Source organism: Paenirhodobacter huangdaonensis, from assembly GCF_004022465.1.
In the GTDB taxonomy this organism is placed as follows: domain Bacteria; phylum Pseudomonadota; class Alphaproteobacteria; order Rhodobacterales; family Rhodobacteraceae; genus Rhodobacter; species Rhodobacter huangdaonensis.
On sequence record NZ_SAVA01000017.1, the window covers coordinates 18,044 to 33,473 of the forward strand.

Below are 15,430 nucleotides of genomic sequence, written 5' to 3' on the forward strand. Positions count from 1 at the left end.
GCGCCGCGGGCCCTGCCACTTGCCCCGCGAGGGCATTTCCTCTAGGCCATTCCGCAACGCGAAACAAACCGTCGGACACGCCATGCGTCTTACCCGCTATTTCCTCCCCGTCCTCAAGGAAAACCCCGCCGAGGCGCAGATCGTCTCGCACCGCTACATGCTGCGCGCGGGGATGATCAAGCAGCAGGCGGCGGGGATCTATTCCTGGCTGCCGATGGGCTTCAAGGTGCTCAAGCGGCTCGAGCAGATCGTGCATGAAGAGCAGATCCGCGCCGGCCACATCCCGCTGCTGATGCCGACGCTTCAGCCGGCCGATCTGTGGCGCGAGTCGGGGCGCTATGACGCCTACGGCCCCGAGATGCTGCGCTTCAAGGACCGCCACGACCGCGAGATGCTCTATGGTCCGACGAACGAGGAGATGATCACCGACATCTTCCGCTCGCATGTCGAAAGCTACAAGTCGCTGCCGCTGACGCTCTACCACATCCAGTGGAAGTTCCGCGACGAGGTCCGCCCGCGCTTCGGCGTGATGCGCGGCCGCGAGTTCCTGATGAAGGACGGCTATTCCTTCGACCTGACGAAGGAAGACGCGCTGCATGCCTACAACCGGCACATGGTGAGCTATCTGCGCACCTACGAGCGGATGGGCCTGACCGCGATCCCGATGCGGGCGGACTCTGGCCCGATCGGCGGCGACAACACCCACGAATTCCTGGTGCTGGCGAAGACCGGCGAGTCGGAAGTCTTCTATGACGCCAAGGTGCCCGAGCTGAAGCTGGGCGACCGCACCGTCGATTACGACAACCGCGACGAGGTTGCCTCGATCTGCAAGGAGTTCACCACGCTCTACGCCCGCACCGACGAGACCCATGACGAGGCGCTCTTCAACCAGATCCCGGAAGAGCGGCGCTGCGTCGGCCGCGGCATCGAGGTCGGGCAGATCTTCTACTTCGGCACGAAATATTCCGAACCGATGGGCGCCACCGTCACCACCCCCGACGGCGCCAAGGTGCCGGTCGAGATGGGCAGCCACGGCATCGGCGTCAGCCGTCTGATCGGCGCGCTGATCGAGGCGAACCACGACGAGAAGGGCATCATCTGGCCCGAGGGCGTGACGCCGTTCCACGTCGGCCTCGTCAACCTGAAGCAGGGCGATGTGGCGACCGACGCCGCCTGCGAGGCGCTTTATGCCGCGCTGAAGGCGAAGGGGCTGGACCCGCTTTACGACGACCGCGAGGAACGCGCCGGTGCCAAGTTCGCCACCATGGATCTGATCGGCCTGCCCTGGCGCATCACCGTCGGCCCGCGGGGCCTCGCGAACGGTCTGGTCGAGCTGACCTCGCGCCGCAGCGGCGAGAGCGAGGAGATGACCCCCGAGGCGGCCGTGGCGCGGATCGTCGAGATCTACGCCGGGATCTGATCCGGGCGGCAGTTTCGCGAAAGGGGCGGGGCCACGGGCCGCCGCCCCTTTTTGCTGCGCCACCGGAATAGCTGGACTTGAGTAAAAAACTCGGGTAATCGCATCCCCGTCATTCTGGAGGTGTCGATGAAACGGGCTGTGCTGATCGCGATGGCGTTCACCGCGCTGGCGGCGGCGCCGCTGCGCGCCGGGGAGGGGGCCTATCCCTCGCTCGAGGCCTGGGGCGAGGCGCTGTTTTTCGACACCAACCTGTCGAAGAACCGCACCGAGGCCTGTGCCACCTGCCACGACCCGGCCGCCGGGTTCAGTGACCCGCGCGAGACCGTCGCGGGCCGCGCCGTCAGCCTGGGCGACGATGGCGCAAGCCTGGGCGACCGCAACGCGCCGACGGCCAGCTATACGCGCTTCTCCCCGCCCTTCGGCCGCACGGCCGATGGCAAGTGGCAGGGCGGGCAGTTCCACGACGGCCGCGCCGCGACGCTTGCCGATCAGGCGAAGGGGCCGCCGCTGAACCCGATCGAGATGGGGATGCCCGATGTCGCCGCGGTTGCCGCGCGGCTGCGCGAGAACCCGCGTTATGTGGCGACGCTCGCCGCGCTGCGCCCCGGTGCGGACGACGCGGCCGCCTTCGACGCCATGGCCGACGCGCTCGCGGCCTATGAGGCGAGCGACACCTTTTCGCCCTTCGACTCGAAATACGACCGCTTCCTGCGTGGCGAGGCGAAACTGACCGATCAGGAAGAGCTCGGCCGGCTCCTGTTCTTCTCGAGCCAGTTTACCAATTGCAACCTTTGCCACCAGTTGCGCGGCACTCACGGCGCAATGGAAGAGACCTTTTCCAACTATCAGTTCCACAACATCGGCGTGCCGGCGAACCGCGCGGTGCGCGCGGCGAACGGCGCGGCGCCCGACCGGGTGGACGCGGGCCTGCTGGAAAACCCCGCCGTCACCGACCCGGCCGAGGCCGGCAAGATCAAGGTGCCGACATTGCGCAATGTCGCCGTCACCGGCCCCTACATGCACAACGGCGTCTTTGCCGATCTGCGCACGGTGATCCTGTTCTACAACAGCTACAACACGAAGCGCCCCGAGCGGCACATCAACCCCGAGACCGGCGCGCCCTTCGATCCGCCCGAGGTGGCGCAGAACCTCTCGCGCACCGAGCTCGAGACCGGGCCGGCCCTCGACGATCAGCGCATCGACGCGCTGGTGGCGTTTCTGAAGACCCTGACGGATGCGCGCTACGAACCGCTTCTGCACTGATCCGTGAAGCCTGAACCGGGGCAGCGGGCTTGACCTTTGCGCCCCGAAAGGCAAGGGTCCGGCGACCCTTGGGACGCATGTCATGGCCACTCGCACCGCACCTTTCTCCGGCTTCGAATTCCTGATCGCCTGGCGCTATCTGCGCGCCCGCCGCGCCGAGGGCGGGGTCTCGGTGATGACCTGGATCAGCCTGATCGGCATCATGCTGGGCGTCGCCGCACTGATCATCACGCTGGCCGTGCGGGCGGGCTTCCGCGCCGAGTTCGTCGACACCATCCTCGGCTCGAACGCCCATGTCACCGTCTATTCCGCGCCGCAGGAGGTGGTTCCGGGCACCGGCATCTTCTCCTCGCTGATGCCCGATTATCAGGACCGGGCCGAGCGCATCCGCAAGGTGCCGGGGGTGACCCGCGCCGCGCCGCTGATCCGCGGTCAGGCGATGGCGACCTTCGACGAGCGCTCGAACGTCGCCGATGTCTATGGCATCTCGGCCGAGGATCTGGCCACCATCCCGCGCGTCGCCAACCCGAAGACCTCGCGCGGCGATCTTGCCCGCTTCGGCGAGGGCATCGCGATGGGGTCGGAGCTCGCGCGCGAGCTTGGCGTGACGCTCGGCGACCGGGTGCGGCTGATCTCGCCCAATGGCGCCAAGACCGCCTTCGGCACCAGCCCGCGGGTGAACGCCTATGAGGTCGTCTATATCTTCACCGCCGGCCGCTGGGACATCGACCGCACCCGCGTCTACATGCCCTTCGCCGAGGCGCAGAGCTATTTCAACCGCGAGGCCGGCGCCGACGAGATCGAGGTCGACGTGACCGATCCCGAGCGCGTCGACGACTGGACGCCGCAGCTGATCGCGGCCGGCGGGGCGGGCACCATGCTGTGGAGCTGGCGCGACGCCTCGGGCAGCTTCCTGCGCGCGCTCGACATCGAGGACAACGTGATGTTCGTGATCCTCGCCGTGCTGGTGCTGATCGCGACGATGAACATCACCTCGGGGCTGATCATGCTGGTGAAGAACAAGGGCCGCGACATCGGCATCCTGCGCACGATGGGGCTGACCGAGGGCTCGGTGCTGCGCATCTTCTTCCTGTGCGGCGCCTTCACCGGGGTGATCGGCACCGCGGCGGGCGTCGCCTTGGGCGTCGTCTTCGCGCTTTACATCGATCAGGTGATGGCCTTCGTGAACTGGCTGAACGGCGGCGGCGCCTGGGACCCCTCGATCCGCGGCATCTATGCCCTGCCGGCCAAGCTGCAGCCCTGGGATGTGACCAAGGCGGTGGCGCTGTCGCTGGGCCTCAGCTTTGTCGTGACGATCTTCCCCGCCCGCCGTGCGGCGCGGCTGAACCCCGTGGAGGCGCTGCGCTATGAATGACGTGCTGACGCTCGAGAACTTGGAAAAGTGCTACAACCGCGGCAAGCCGGGCGAGATTTCGGTGCTGCGTGGTGTGAATCTGTCAATCCCGCGCGGGCAGGTCGTGGCCCTTGTCGCGCCCTCGGGCGCCGGTAAGTCGACGCTTCTGCACATCGCCGGGCTGCTCGACACCCCCGACAGCGGGCGGGTGGCGATCAGCGGGCAGGAGCTGAGCGGCGCCTCCGACCGGCGCCGGACCGAGGCGCGGCGCAACGAGCTGGGCTTCGTCTATCAGTTCCACCACCTGCTGCCCGAGTTCACCGCCGAGGAGAACGTGATGCTGCCGCAGCTGGCGAATGGCGCGGGCAAGGCGGCGGCGCGGGCGCGGGCAGGGGCGCTGCTGGAGCGCGTGGGCCTTGCGGGCCGCATCGACCACCGGCCCTCGGCGCTGTCGGGCGGCGAGCAGCAGCGCGTCGCCTTCTGCCGCGCGCTTGCCAACGCGCCGAGCCTTTTGCTGGCCGACGAGCCCACCGGCAACCTCGACCCGGCGACCTCGGACACGGTCTTCGGCGTGCTGATGGATCTGGTGCGCGAAACCGGCATGTCGGCGCTGATCGCGACGCACAACCTCGACCTTGCGGCGCGGATGGACCGCGTGCTGCGGCTCGAGGCCGGGACGCTGACGGAGTGAGCGATGGAGCTTTATGGCATCAAGAGCTGCGACACGGTGAAGAAGGCGCTGAAGGCGCTCGAGGCGGCCGGCCGCAGGGTCGAGTTCCGCGACGTGCGGGTCACGCCGCTGAGCGCGGCCGAGATTGACGCCTTCCTCGCGGCCTTTGGCGAGACGCTGGTGAACCGCTCCTCGACCACCTGGCGCGGGCTGAGCGAGGCGGAGCGCGCCCGCCCGGCGGCCGAGCTTCTGGCCGAACATCCGACGCTGATGAAGCGCCCGGTGATCCGCGACGGCGCGAAACTGACGCTTGGCTGGGGCGCGGCCGAACAGGCGGCCTGGCTTTAACCCAACGCCGGGCGCTGCTCGTCCCAGCGGGCCAGGTAATCGGTCTGATAGGCGCGACCATCGCCGGCCGGGGCCGCCGGCTTGCGCACCGCATAATCGAGGATCAGCCCGCCGAGGTCTTCGAGCCGGCGCGAGAAGCGCGGCCGCAGGCCGGTGACGTTCGGGTTCGTCACCTCCACCTGCACCCGGGCCAGGCGCGGTTGCAGCGGCTGCAACCGGCAATGCAGAACCTCGTAGCCCATGGCCTTCTCCCAGAAGCCGAAGACGAGTTCCGGGGTCAGCTGATAGAAGCCGTGGTTCACCCAGTTGTTCGCCGGGGAATGGCCGATCAGCACGCCGCCCGGCTTCAGCATCCGGTCGATGTTGCGCAGCGCCGTCGGCAGCTCGAACACATGCTCGCAGGTGCCGCCGTCATAGACCACGTCGAACCGTTCCCAGAGAGCGGGGGAGAGCGGGGCAGAGAGGTCCTGAATCAGGCTCGCGCCCTCGTAATCGCTGAAATCCATCGAGTCGACGGTGGCGAAGCCGAGGCGGCGGAAGAAGGTCTCGGAATAGATCGACCCGGGGTCAGCCAGATCGGCAGCGGCGGTGCCGGGCAGGTGCTGGGCGAGGGTCTCGTCGAGCAGATCGGCGCTGGCGCCGCGGCGCGCGCCGACCCAGCGTTGCCGGCCGAGCATGACGAAGGCGCCGGAAAGATCGTTCAGCCGAGTCGTTTCAATCAGTCGGGCGGCAAGCGTATCTGGAATCGCCATGGTCGTATCCTCCCGCAGCGAGCACTGGAAAAAAAGGTCACTCACAAGAAGATCCGGGCAAGGGCTGCCCGAATCAATTCGGTTTTATTGCGCAGTGCCGGGGGCTTCCGCCCTACAGGGGCAGGTGGCCGGCTGCGGCAATCAGAGCAGCTTGAGATCGCCTGCCGAGGACCGGCCGTCGCGGCCCGAGATCATCTCGAAGCTGACTTTCTGGTTGTCCGCCAGGGACTTGAGGCCAGCGCGCTCGACCGCCGAGATGTGGACGAAAACGTCCTTGCCGCCACCATCGGGGGCGATGAAACCATAACCCTTGGTGGTGTTGAACCATTTCACGGTGCCAGTGGCCATACCGTTTCTCCTACTCAGTGTTCCCGGGGCGATATTGCGCCGGGCCGTGCAGCCAGGTCTTTCAGGTCGTCCGGCTGCCCCGAGAAGGGAGCGGTAGAAAGTCTGCGGTCACGCGAGAGAAAACGTGCCACAGGCGGATAAAAAATCAACGAAAAAAAAGGTGAGGGCCGAAGCCCTGCACCTGATGGCACGAAATTCCGGCATTGCCCGTTTGGCGAGCGCTCAGCGCAGGTCGGGCGGCAGCGCCTCGGCGGTGAGCCGCGCGACGATCTCGTCGAGGCCCACGGTCTCGGTCCGGGTCTCGCCGAGGTGGCGCACGGAAACGGTGCGCTCCTCGACCTCCTTCATCCCGATCGCGAAGATGTAGGGCACCTTGCCGAGCGAATGCTCGCGCACCTTGTAGTTGATCTTCTCGTTGCGGGTGTCGCATTCGGCGCGGATGCCGGCCTCGATCAGCTTCGCGGCGACCTCCTCGACGTAATCGTCGGCGTCCGAGACGATCGAGGCGACGACGACCTGGCGCGGCGCCAGCCACAGCGGCAGCTTGCCGGCGTGGCTTTCGATCAGGATGCCGATGAAGCGCTCGAACGAGCCGAGGCAGGCGCGGTGCAGCATGATCGGGCGGTGTTTCGCGCCGTCGACGCCGATATAGCTCGCGTCCAGCCGCTCGGGCAGGTTCGGGTCGACCTGCAGCGTGCCGCATTGCCAGTCGCGGCCGATCGCGTCGGTCAGCACGAATTCGAGCTTCGGCCCGTAGAAGGCGCCTTCGCCTTCCTGAAGCTCGAAGTCATAGCCGGCCGCCTTGCAGGCATTGCCGAGCGCGGCCTCCGCATGGTCCCAGCTTTCCTCGGTGCCGATGCGCTTCTCCGGCCGGGTCGACAGCTTGATGCGCCAGTTGGTGAAGCCGAGGTCGGCATAGACCTGGGCGAGGAAGTCGATGAACTTCTTCGTCTCGACCTCGATCTGGTCTTCCATGCAGAAGATATGCGCGTCGTCCTGGGTGAAGCCGCGCACGCGCATGATGCCGTGCAGCGCGCCCGAGGGCTCGTAGCGCGCACAGGAGCCGAATTCGGCCAGACGCAGCGGCAGGTCGCGATAGGACTTGATGCCGTGGTTGAAGATCTGCACGTGGCAAGGGCAGTTCATCGGCTTGAGCGCGTTGACCACCTTCTCCTTCGCGCCTTCCTCGTCGACCTCGACGATGAACATGTTCTCGCGGTAGTTCGCCCAGTGCCCCGAGGCCTCCCAGAGCTTGCGGTTCACCACCTGCGGCGTGTTCACCTCGACATAGCCGTCCTTGCGCTGGCGGCGGCGCATGTAGTCCTGCAGCGTGGTGTAGATCGACCAGCCGTTCGGGTGCCAGAACACCTGACCGGGCGCCTCTTCCTGCATGTGGAAGAGGTCCATCTCCTTGCCGAGCTTGCGGTGGTCGCGTTTCGCGGCCTCCTCGAGCATGATCATGTGCGCCTTCAGGTCATCGCGGGTGCGGAAGGCGATGCCATAGATGCGCTGCAGCATCGGCCGGGTGCTGTCGCCCAGCCAGTAGGCGCCAGCGACGTGGGTCAGCTTGAAGGCGTCGGCGGGCACCTGGCCGGTCGATTGCAGGTGCGGGCCGCGGCACAGGTCCTGCCAGTCGCCGTGCCAGTACATGCGGATGTTCTCGCCCTCGGGGATGCGGTTCACCAGCTCGACCTTGTAGGGCTCGCCGGTCTCGACATAGTGCTGGATCGCCGCCTCGCGCGACCAGACCTCGGTGCGCACCGGCTCGCGGGCGTTGATGATCTGCTTCATCTTCGCCTCGATCGCGCCGAGGTCCTCGGGGGTGAAGGGCTCGGCCCGGTCGAAGTCGTAGAACCAGCCGTAATCGCGCACCGGCCCGATCGTGACCTTCACGTCCGGCCAGATCTCCTGCACGGCGCGGGCCATGATATGGGCGAGGTCGTGGCGGATCAGTTCGAGCGCCGGAACCTGATCCTTCATCGTGTTGATCGAGATCCGGGCATCGGCCTCGATCGGCCATTGCAGGTCGAAATGCGCGCCGTTCACCTGCGCCGAGATCGCCGCCTTGGCGAGCGATTTCGAGATCGAGGCGGCAACGTCGCCCGCGGTCACGCCGGCGGGGAATTCGCGCTTGCTGCCATCGGGAAAGGTGAGGGTGATCTGAGACTGGGACACGTCGGTCCTCCTCGTCGGTTTGGCGCCCACGGAGCGCCCGGTTGCGGGTTATGATCGCGCGGGTATGCGCCCGGAGCCGGGGCAAGTCAACATGCCGCGCCGCGGCGCCGGCTCAGCGGCGAAAGCTGATCGGCAGGGTGAAGCTGTAGCTTGCCTCGGTCAGCGCGGCGGGGGCGGGCGGGAAGCGGCCGGCGCGGCGCACGGCGTCGAGTGCCGCGGCATCGAGCGCGGCCGTGCCCGAGCCCGTGGCGATGCGCGCCGCGGCAAGTTCCCCCGCCCGCGTCACCGTCAGAAACACCGTCACCCTTCCTTGCGCGCGGCCCGCGGCGGTGGGGTAGCGCTTCTGCCGCTCGATCCGGGCGCGGATCGCGGCGCCCCATTCGGCGCGGGCCGAGCGGATCACCCCTTCGGTCAGCGCGGGCACGTCGGCGCTGCCGTTCACGCCTTGCGCGCCGCGCCCGCCGCTGCCCGCGGCGCGCTGCCCGGCGACCGAGGCGGTGGCGCCGCCCGGCTTGCGCGGGGTCTCGGCCGGCTCGCGGCGGCTTTGCTTCGGTGCGGGCTTCGGGGCCGGTTTGGCGGGCGGCGGGGCCGGGTCCGCCTGCGGCGCGGGCGGGCTGTCGGCGGCGACCGGGGCAGGGACCTTCGGCGCTGCCGGCAGGGGCGGCGCGGTGGCAAGCTCGGGCAGGGCGATCTCGGGCGCCGCCTCGATGGCAGGGGGCGTCGGCGGCAGGGTCAGTTCGGGTTCGGGAACCTCGACCCGGTCCCAGCTGTCGACCAGCGCCTGAAGGTCGGCATCGGCCGCGGCGAGGGTGATCGTCGCATCGCCGCCATCGCCCGCCGAGGGCGCGCCGCCCACCGGCAGCCCGATCCCGAACATGGCCAGATGCAGCCCGAGCGCGAGCGCGAGGCAGGTCAGGGCTTCGAGGGCAGGGCGGGCGCGCATCGCTCAGCTCCCCGTCGCGATCAGATCGACGCGGGCAAAGCCGAGCGCACCGAGCTGCGGCAGAAGCGCGGCGAGCGCCTCGGCCGGCGCCGCCCGGTCGGCGCGCAGCGACAGCCGCGGCGGCACCGCGGTGCAATCGGCCCGGTCACAGAAGGCCGCGCGGGCCGAGGCGAGGGCCGGCAGCACGGTGGCGGCGTCCCCCGTTGTCTCCTGAAAGCCAAGCTGCCCGTCCGGCCCGAGGAACAGGGTGAACTCGCCTGCCGCCTCCTCGGCCGCGCGCGCCTCGGGCGGGTCGGTCGCGAAGGGCTCGGGCGGGGCGATCTTCGCCGCCAGCAGGAAGAACACCAGCAGCAGGAAGACCACGTTGATCATCGGCAGCAGCGTGACATTCGGCGGCCGGCGCGGCGGGGGCGAGAACTCCATCGCTCACTCCACCACGATCAGCCGGGTGAAGCCCGCGCTCCGCAGCGCCTCCATCACCGTCACCAGATCCTGCACCCCGGCCGCGCGCGGGCGCAGCACCACCGGGTCCTCGGGGCCGGTGCTCAGGGGGGCAAGCGCGGCGCCGAGCCCCGCAAGCGGCGTCGCGATGCCATTCAGCGTCACGATCCCCCCGGGGCCGACCTCGACCAGCCGCGGCGGGCCCTGCCAACTGCCGCCGGTGCCGGTGGCGGCAACGAGGGGCAGCGCGGTCTCGGTCGAGAACCGCGAGGCGAGCATGAAGAAGACAAGCAGCAGAAACACCACGTCGATCATCGGCGTCAGGTCGGGGCGCCGGCGCCGGCGCTCTGCGCCAAAGGCGAACATCAGTCCGCATCCCCCGAGCGGCCGGCCCCCGAACGGCCGGCGGCGACGAAGATCCGGGTCGCGAGGTCTTCCATGTCGTGGCGCAGCCGGTCGATCACCGACTCGAACCAGGTCAGGGCGACCTGCGCCGGGATCGCGACACTCATGCCGGCGGCAGTGGTCAGCAGCGCTTCCCAGATGCCGCCCGCAAGCGTTGCCGGGTCGGCGTGGCTGCCGGCCTCCTGCAATGCCTGAAAGGCGCCGATCATGCCGGTCACCGTGCCGAGCAGGCCCAGAAGCGGCCCGATCGTCGCGGCCAGCTCCAGCCCGCGCAGCCCGGTCCGGGCTTGCGCCAGCAGGGCGCGGGCTTCGCGCGCGGTCTCCTCGCGCGCCTCGGTGTCGCCCATGGCCGGATCGCCCGCCGCCGCCATCGCCGCGCGGGCGAGCCGCGCGCGCAGGCTGCGCCGGCCCGACAGCATCGCCAGCGCCGTCGCCCGCTCGCCCTGCCGCCACAGCGCGACCGCGGCCGCGCTTTGCGCCCCGCCCGACCAGGCGCCGAAGGCAACGAGCCGCCAGATCTTCCACAGGATCAGCGCCACGGTCGCGACCGAGAGCGCCGCAATCGCCCACATCGCCGGCCCGCCGAGGTCGAGCACGCCGCGCAGCCGCTCCGCCCCCGCCACGACCGACAGCCCCTGTGCCGTTCCCGTTTCCATCTGCGCGCTCCTCCGTCTTTGCCTGCAGGGATAGGGGCGCGCGCGGCGTTTGTCGATGCCCCGGCCGGGCGCGGCTTGAGCCTGCGACCGTGCGCCGCTAGGGTGGCGGCGACCGGAGGCAGATCATGACCGATTTCATCACCACGCCCGAGGGGCGCCGCATCGCCTATAACCGCTCGGCCGGCGAGGGGCCGGGCATCGTCTTCCTGCATGGGCTGAAATCCGACATGGAGGGGTTCAAGGCGCTGGCGCTCGAGGCCTGGGCACAGGCGCAGGGGCGGGCCTTCCTGCGGCTCGACGTTTCGGGCCATGGCGCCTCGGGCGGGGTGTTCGAGGATGGCGCGATCGGCGACTGGTTCGAGGATGCCCGCGCCGCGATCCGCGCGCTGTGCACCGGGCCACAGCTGGTGGTGGGCTCGTCGATGGGCGGCTGGCTCGCGCTGCTGCTGGCCCGCGACTGCCCCGAACTGGTGGCGGGGCTCGTTACCATCGCCGGCGCGCCCGATTTCACCGAGGATGGCTATGTCGCCGCCTTCACCCCGGCGCAGGCCGCGGCGCTCGAGGCGCAGGGCTATGTCGATCTGCCCTCGGAATATGGCGCGCCCTATCGCATCACCCGCCGCCTGATCGAGGAGGCGCGCGGCCGGCTGGTGCTGCGCGCGCCGCTGCGGCTCGCCATTCCGGCGCGCTTCCTGCAGGGCACGGCCGATACTGCGGTGCCGGTGTCGGTGGCGCTGCAGCTCTTCGAGCATGCCGAGGGCGCCGACATCCGCCTGACCCTCGTGAAGGGCACCGATCACCGTTTCTCCGACCCGGACGATCTGCGCCTGATCGAGGCGACGGTGGGCGAGGTGCTGTCGCGGCTGTGATCCGCGGAACCTTGCCCGCCGCGCCGTGCATGGGGTTCCCCCCGGCCCCGATCCGGGGCACAGTGGTGCAAAGAGCGCCACAGGCGCCACAGGCAGAGGTGAGCAGGCATGACGGCAGACCCGCTGGTCTTCCTTCCGGGGTTCTTGTGCGACGCACGGCTGTTCTGGCATCAGATCCTCGACTTTTCCGCCGACCGCACGGTGATCGCTGCGCCACTCCTCGGGGCCTCGATCGAGGAGATGGCCGAGACCGTGCTCGCCACGCTGCCGCTGCGGGTGTCGCTCGTCGGGCACTGGCTGGGCGGGCTCGTCGCGATGGAGATCCTGCGCCGCGCCCCCGACCGGGTGGCCGAGATCGCGCTGATCGACGTGTCGCCGCTTGCCGAAAGCCCGCAGGCCGCCGCGATGCGCGAGCAGCGCATCGTCAAGGCGCGCGCCGGACGGCTTGACGAGATGGTGCTCGAGGAGATCCCGGCCGCGGCGCTTGCGCCCGGGGAGGGGCGCGAGAGCATGCAGGCGCTGCTGCTCGAGATGGCCGACAGCCTTGGCCCCGAGGGCTTCACCCGGCAAAGCCGCGCCCTGATGCGCCGCCCCGACCAGCAGCGCGCGCTGCGCAACACCCGCGTGCGCGCGATGCTGATCTGCGGTGAGCACGACACGATCTGCCCGCCGCGCCGGCACGAGTTCCTGGCCGAGCTGATGCCCCATGCGGAATTCCGGCTGATTCCCGGCGCCGGGCACCTGAGCCCGCTCGAACAGCCACAGGCGGTCACCCGGGCGCTGCGCGACTGGCTCGACGCCCCGCTTCTGCTGCGGTGAGGGCATCAGGACAGTTCCGGGAAGGTCCGGTTTGCGCTATAGTGCATGGGGGGAGAGCTGCTGATTGGCGGCGCCGGTGTCATGACGCCGGAGGGGAGGAGAATTGATGACAGAAATTGATCTGTGCGTTTTGCGCAGCCGCGCGGTGTGTTTGCACCTGTGGCAGCTCCGGCCCCGGCATCCGCGTGCCGCGCGCCCGTGGCATGCGCCGGCCCCGGAGCGGCCGGTTCTGCCGCTGATCGCCTGCGAGACACGGCTCTTGCGCCGGATCGCCGCCGCGCATCACAGCGCGGCGCTCGGGCGGATCGCCGAACGGGCGGTTGCGGCGATCGGCGCGGCGGTGACGGACGGCGGCCGCTGAGGCCGCCGCCGCTGTTGGTCAGATCCCGCGCGACAGCGCGGCCACCCCGGTGCGCGCCACATCGACAAGGCCCAGCGGCCGCATCAGCTCGGCGAAGGCGTCGATCTTCTCGGGCGTGCCGGTGACCTCGAAGACGAAGCTCTCGAGCGTGCTGTCGACCACATTGGCGCGGAAGATGTCGGCCAGACGCAGCGCCTCGACCCGCTTCTCGCCGGTGCCCTGCACCTTGAACAGCGCCAGCTCGCGCTCGACCGGCTGCGCCTCGGTGGTCAGGTCGATCACCGCGTGCACCGGCACGATGCGGCCAAGCTGCGCCTTGATCTGCTCGACCACCGCCATCGTGCCGCGCGTCACGATGGTGATCCGCGACCGGTGCCCCTTGTGGTCGATCTCGGCCACGGTGAGGCTGTCGATGTTGTAGCCGCGCCCGGAGAACAGCCCGATCACGCGGGCGAGAACCCCCGCCTCGTTGTCGACGATCACCGCCAGCGTGTGCGAGCTTTCGACGTCCGAGTGGGTGTCGCGCAGGTCATAGGCGGAATGCGAGGTCGCGCCCTTCTTGATGTTCAGAGCGGCCATTGCCTCTCTCCTCTTGCAGAGTTGCTTTCATCTTGCCCGAAATACCTCGGGGGTCCGGGGGCAGGGCCCCCGGCCTCGCGTCACACCAGCGCCGCACCCGACGCGAAAGCCTCGGCATCGGCCGCAAGCAGCATCTCGTTGTGCGGCTTGCCCGAGGGGATCATCGGGAAGCAGTTCTCGTGCTTCTCGACCAGACAGTCGAAGAGCACCGGCCCGTCATGGTCGAGCATCTCCATGATCGCGTCGTCGAGATCCTTCGGGTCCGAGCAGACGATGCCCTTCCAGCCGAAGGCCTCGGCGAGCTTGGTGAAGTCGGGCAGGCTTTCCGACCAGCTCTGCGAATAGCGCCCGCCATGCAGCAGGTCCTGCCATTGCCGCACCATGCCGAGCCGCTCGTTGTTCAGGATGAACTGCTTCACCGGCACGCGGAACTGCGAGCAGGTGCCCATCTCCTGCATGTTCATCAGCCAGCTCGCCTCGCCCGCGACGTTGATGACGAGCGCGTCCGGATGCGCGATCTGCACCCCGATCGAGGCCGGGAAGCCATAGCCCATGGTGCCGAGCCCGCCCGAGGTCATCCAGCGGTTCGGCGCGTCGAAATGCAGGAACTGCGCCGCCCACATCTGGTGCTGGCCGACCTCGGTGGTGATATAGCGGTCGCGGCCCTTGGTCAGCGCCTCGAGCCGCTCGAGCGCGTATTGCGGCTTGATCACCGTCTGCGAGCCCGCATAGGCGAGGCAGCGGACCTTCTTCCACTCCTCGATCCGGCCCCACCATTTCGCCAGGCCCTCCTTGTTGACCTTGCGCCCGCGCGCCTTCCACACCTTCAGCACATCCTCGAGCACATGGCCGACATCGCCGATGATCGGCAGGTCGACATGCACGATCTTGTTGATCGAGGAGGCGTCGATATCGACATGCACCTTGGTCGATTTCGGCGAGAAATCCGAGACGCGGCCGGTGATGCGGTCGTCGAAGCGGGCGCCCAGATTGATCATCAGGTCGCAGTCATGCATCGCGAGGTTGGCCTCGTAGAGACCGTGCATGCCGAGCATCCCGAGCCAGTTCTTGCCCGAGGCCGGATAGGCGCCCAGCCCCATCAGCGTCGAGGTGATCGGGAAGCCCGTCGCATCGACCAGCTCGCACATCAGCTGGCTTGCCGCCGGGCCCGAGTTGATCACCCCGCCGCCGGTGTAGAAGATCGGCCGCGCGGCGGTTTCGATCAGCTCGACGAGCTTGGTGATCGCCTCGATGTCGCCCTTGACCTTCGGCTGGTAATTCTCGGTGCGCGCCTGTTTCGGCCCGGTATAGGTGCCGGTGGCGAACTGCACATCCTTCGGCAGGTCGACCAGCACCGGGCCCGGCCGGCCCGAGGTCGCCACGTGGAAGGCCTGATGGATCACCTCGGCCAGCTTGTCGGCGTCCTTCACCAGCCAGTTGTGCTTGGTGCAGGGGCGGGTGATGCCCACGGTGTCGGCCTCCTGAAAGCCGTCGGTGCCGATCATGAAGGTCGGCACCTGGCCGGAGAACACGACAAGCGGGATGCTGTCCATCAGCGCGTCGGTGAGCCCGGTCACCGCATTCGTCGCGCCGGGGCCCGAGGTCACCAGCACGCAGCCCGGCTTGCCGGTCGAGCGGGCATAGCCCTCGGCCATGTGCACCGCGGCCTGCTCGTGGCGGACCAGGATGTGCCGGATGTCGTTTTGCTGGAAGATCGCGTCATAGATCGGAAGGACGGCGCCGCCGGGGTAGCCGAAGATCGTGTCGACTCCCTGGTCCCTCAGTGCCTGCACCACCATTTCCGCGCCGGTCATCTGCCGTGACATGCTTCTCTCCATTCACCGGGGCGCGCAGCCCCCAACCCGTTTCGCAACAAAAAGCCCCCGCTTTTCCGGCGGGGGCGCATGGGAACCATCATGGTCAAACCGTCACCGGCCCATGCGCCAATCCTCTACGACGATAAGAAGCGAGAGCATCGCTGATCCTTTCCATTGCGTTGCGGCGGACATTAGGGGGCGGTTTCGGGG

General features: G+C 68.8%; 17 protein-coding genes. 8 read left to right on the plus strand and 9 right to left on the minus strand.

From position 1 onward, the window contains the following. The first annotated feature begins 82 nt into the window (after positions 1-82). The 5 genes from proS to EOW66_RS18885 all read left to right on the plus strand — a co-directional run bounded on the left by proS (position 83) and on the right by EOW66_RS18885 (position 5,055). Entirely contained in the window at positions 83-1,420 is a 1,338-nt protein-coding gene (gene proS, locus EOW66_RS18865) for a proline--tRNA ligase (RefSeq protein ID WP_128157875.1), read from the plus strand. Between the two features lie 126 nt (positions 1,421-1,546). Beyond that, positions 1,547-2,683, plus strand: a complete 1,137-nt coding sequence (locus EOW66_RS18870) for a cytochrome-c peroxidase (RefSeq protein WP_128157876.1) — start codon at positions 1,547-1,549, stop codon at positions 2,681-2,683. A gap of 82 nt (positions 2,684-2,765) precedes the next feature. Then, positions 2,766-4,058: a lipoprotein-releasing ABC transporter permease subunit gene (locus EOW66_RS18875; RefSeq protein WP_128157877.1), complete on the plus strand. Its 1,293-nt coding sequence runs from the start codon at positions 2,766-2,768 to the stop codon at positions 4,056-4,058. Next, entirely contained in the window at positions 4,051-4,728 is a 678-nt protein-coding gene (locus EOW66_RS18880; RefSeq protein WP_128157878.1) for an ABC transporter ATP-binding protein, read from the plus strand. The genes EOW66_RS18875 and EOW66_RS18880 overlap by 8 nt, the downstream gene beginning before the upstream one ends. A 3-nt stretch (positions 4,729-4,731) precedes the next feature. After that, positions 4,732-5,055: an arsenate reductase family protein gene (locus EOW66_RS18885; RefSeq protein ID WP_128157879.1), complete on the plus strand. Its 324-nt coding sequence runs from the start codon at positions 4,732-4,734 to the stop codon at positions 5,053-5,055. Here the strand turns inward: EOW66_RS18885 and EOW66_RS18890 are convergent. From EOW66_RS18890 to EOW66_RS20860, 7 genes are all read right to left on the minus strand, one after another. Then, positions 5,052-5,807, minus strand: a complete 756-nt coding sequence (locus EOW66_RS18890; protein WP_128157880.1) for a methyltransferase domain-containing protein — start codon at positions 5,805-5,807, stop codon at positions 5,052-5,054. The two genes, EOW66_RS18885 and EOW66_RS18890, sit on opposite strands and share 4 nt — an antisense overlap. Before the next feature lie 141 nt (positions 5,808-5,948). Continuing rightward, the gene (locus tag EOW66_RS18895; protein ID WP_113900742.1) at positions 5,949-6,155 is read right to left on the minus strand and encodes a cold-shock protein; all 207 of its coding nucleotides are present in this window, start codon (positions 6,153-6,155) and stop codon (positions 5,949-5,951) included. Positions 6,156-6,377: 222 nt separating this feature from the next. Next, the gene (gene thrS, locus EOW66_RS18900; protein ID WP_128157881.1) at positions 6,378-8,330 is read right to left on the minus strand and encodes a threonine--tRNA ligase; all 1,953 of its coding nucleotides are present in this window, start codon (positions 8,328-8,330) and stop codon (positions 6,378-6,380) included. 112 nt (positions 8,331-8,442) lie between these two features. Beyond that, positions 8,443-9,273 carry a TonB family protein gene (locus EOW66_RS18905; protein ID WP_128157882.1) on the minus strand — a complete coding sequence of 277 codons (831 nt, stop codon included), beginning with the start codon at positions 9,271-9,273 and terminating at the stop codon, positions 8,443-8,445. Between the two features lie 3 nt (positions 9,274-9,276). Next, positions 9,277-9,696, minus strand: a complete 420-nt coding sequence (locus EOW66_RS18910; RefSeq protein WP_128157883.1) for a biopolymer transporter ExbD — start codon at positions 9,694-9,696, stop codon at positions 9,277-9,279. 3 nt (positions 9,697-9,699) lie between these two features. After that, a complete protein-coding gene (locus EOW66_RS18915) occupies positions 9,700-10,080 on the minus strand; it encodes an ExbD/TolR family protein (protein ID WP_128157884.1) in 381 nt (126 codons plus the stop codon). After that, positions 10,080-10,775: a MotA/TolQ/ExbB proton channel family protein gene (locus EOW66_RS20860; protein WP_128157885.1), complete on the minus strand. Its 696-nt coding sequence runs from the start codon at positions 10,773-10,775 to the stop codon at positions 10,080-10,082. Before EOW66_RS20860 ends, EOW66_RS18915 begins: the two co-directional genes overlap by 1 nt. 125 nt (positions 10,776-10,900) lie before the next feature. Here EOW66_RS20860 and EOW66_RS18925 point away from each other — a divergent pair, with 125 nt between their 5' ends. From EOW66_RS18925 to EOW66_RS18935, 3 genes are all read left to right on the plus strand, one after another. Next, the gene (locus EOW66_RS18925) at positions 10,901-11,644 is read left to right on the plus strand and encodes an alpha/beta hydrolase (RefSeq protein ID WP_128157886.1); all 744 of its coding nucleotides are present in this window, start codon (positions 10,901-10,903) and stop codon (positions 11,642-11,644) included. Between the two features lie 108 nt (positions 11,645-11,752). Beyond that, positions 11,753-12,463, plus strand: coding sequence for an alpha/beta fold hydrolase (locus EOW66_RS18930; RefSeq protein WP_128157887.1), 711 nt, complete (start codon positions 11,753-11,755; stop codon positions 12,461-12,463). 106 nt (positions 12,464-12,569) lie between these two features. Then, complete coding sequence (locus EOW66_RS18935; protein ID WP_128157888.1) at positions 12,570-12,824, plus strand: hypothetical protein; 255 nt, start codon at positions 12,570-12,572, stop codon at positions 12,822-12,824. Between the two features lie 18 nt (positions 12,825-12,842). Here the strand turns inward: EOW66_RS18935 and ilvN are convergent, their stop codons facing one another. Further along, positions 12,843-13,403: an acetolactate synthase small subunit gene (ilvN, locus tag EOW66_RS18940; RefSeq protein ID WP_128150685.1), complete on the minus strand. Its 561-nt coding sequence runs from the start codon at positions 13,401-13,403 to the stop codon at positions 12,843-12,845. A gap of 80 nt (positions 13,404-13,483) precedes the next feature. Continuing rightward, entirely contained in the window at positions 13,484-15,229 is a 1,746-nt protein-coding gene (locus tag EOW66_RS18945; protein ID WP_128157889.1) for an acetolactate synthase 3 large subunit, read from the minus strand. Between the last annotated feature and the right edge of the window lie 201 nt (positions 15,230-15,430).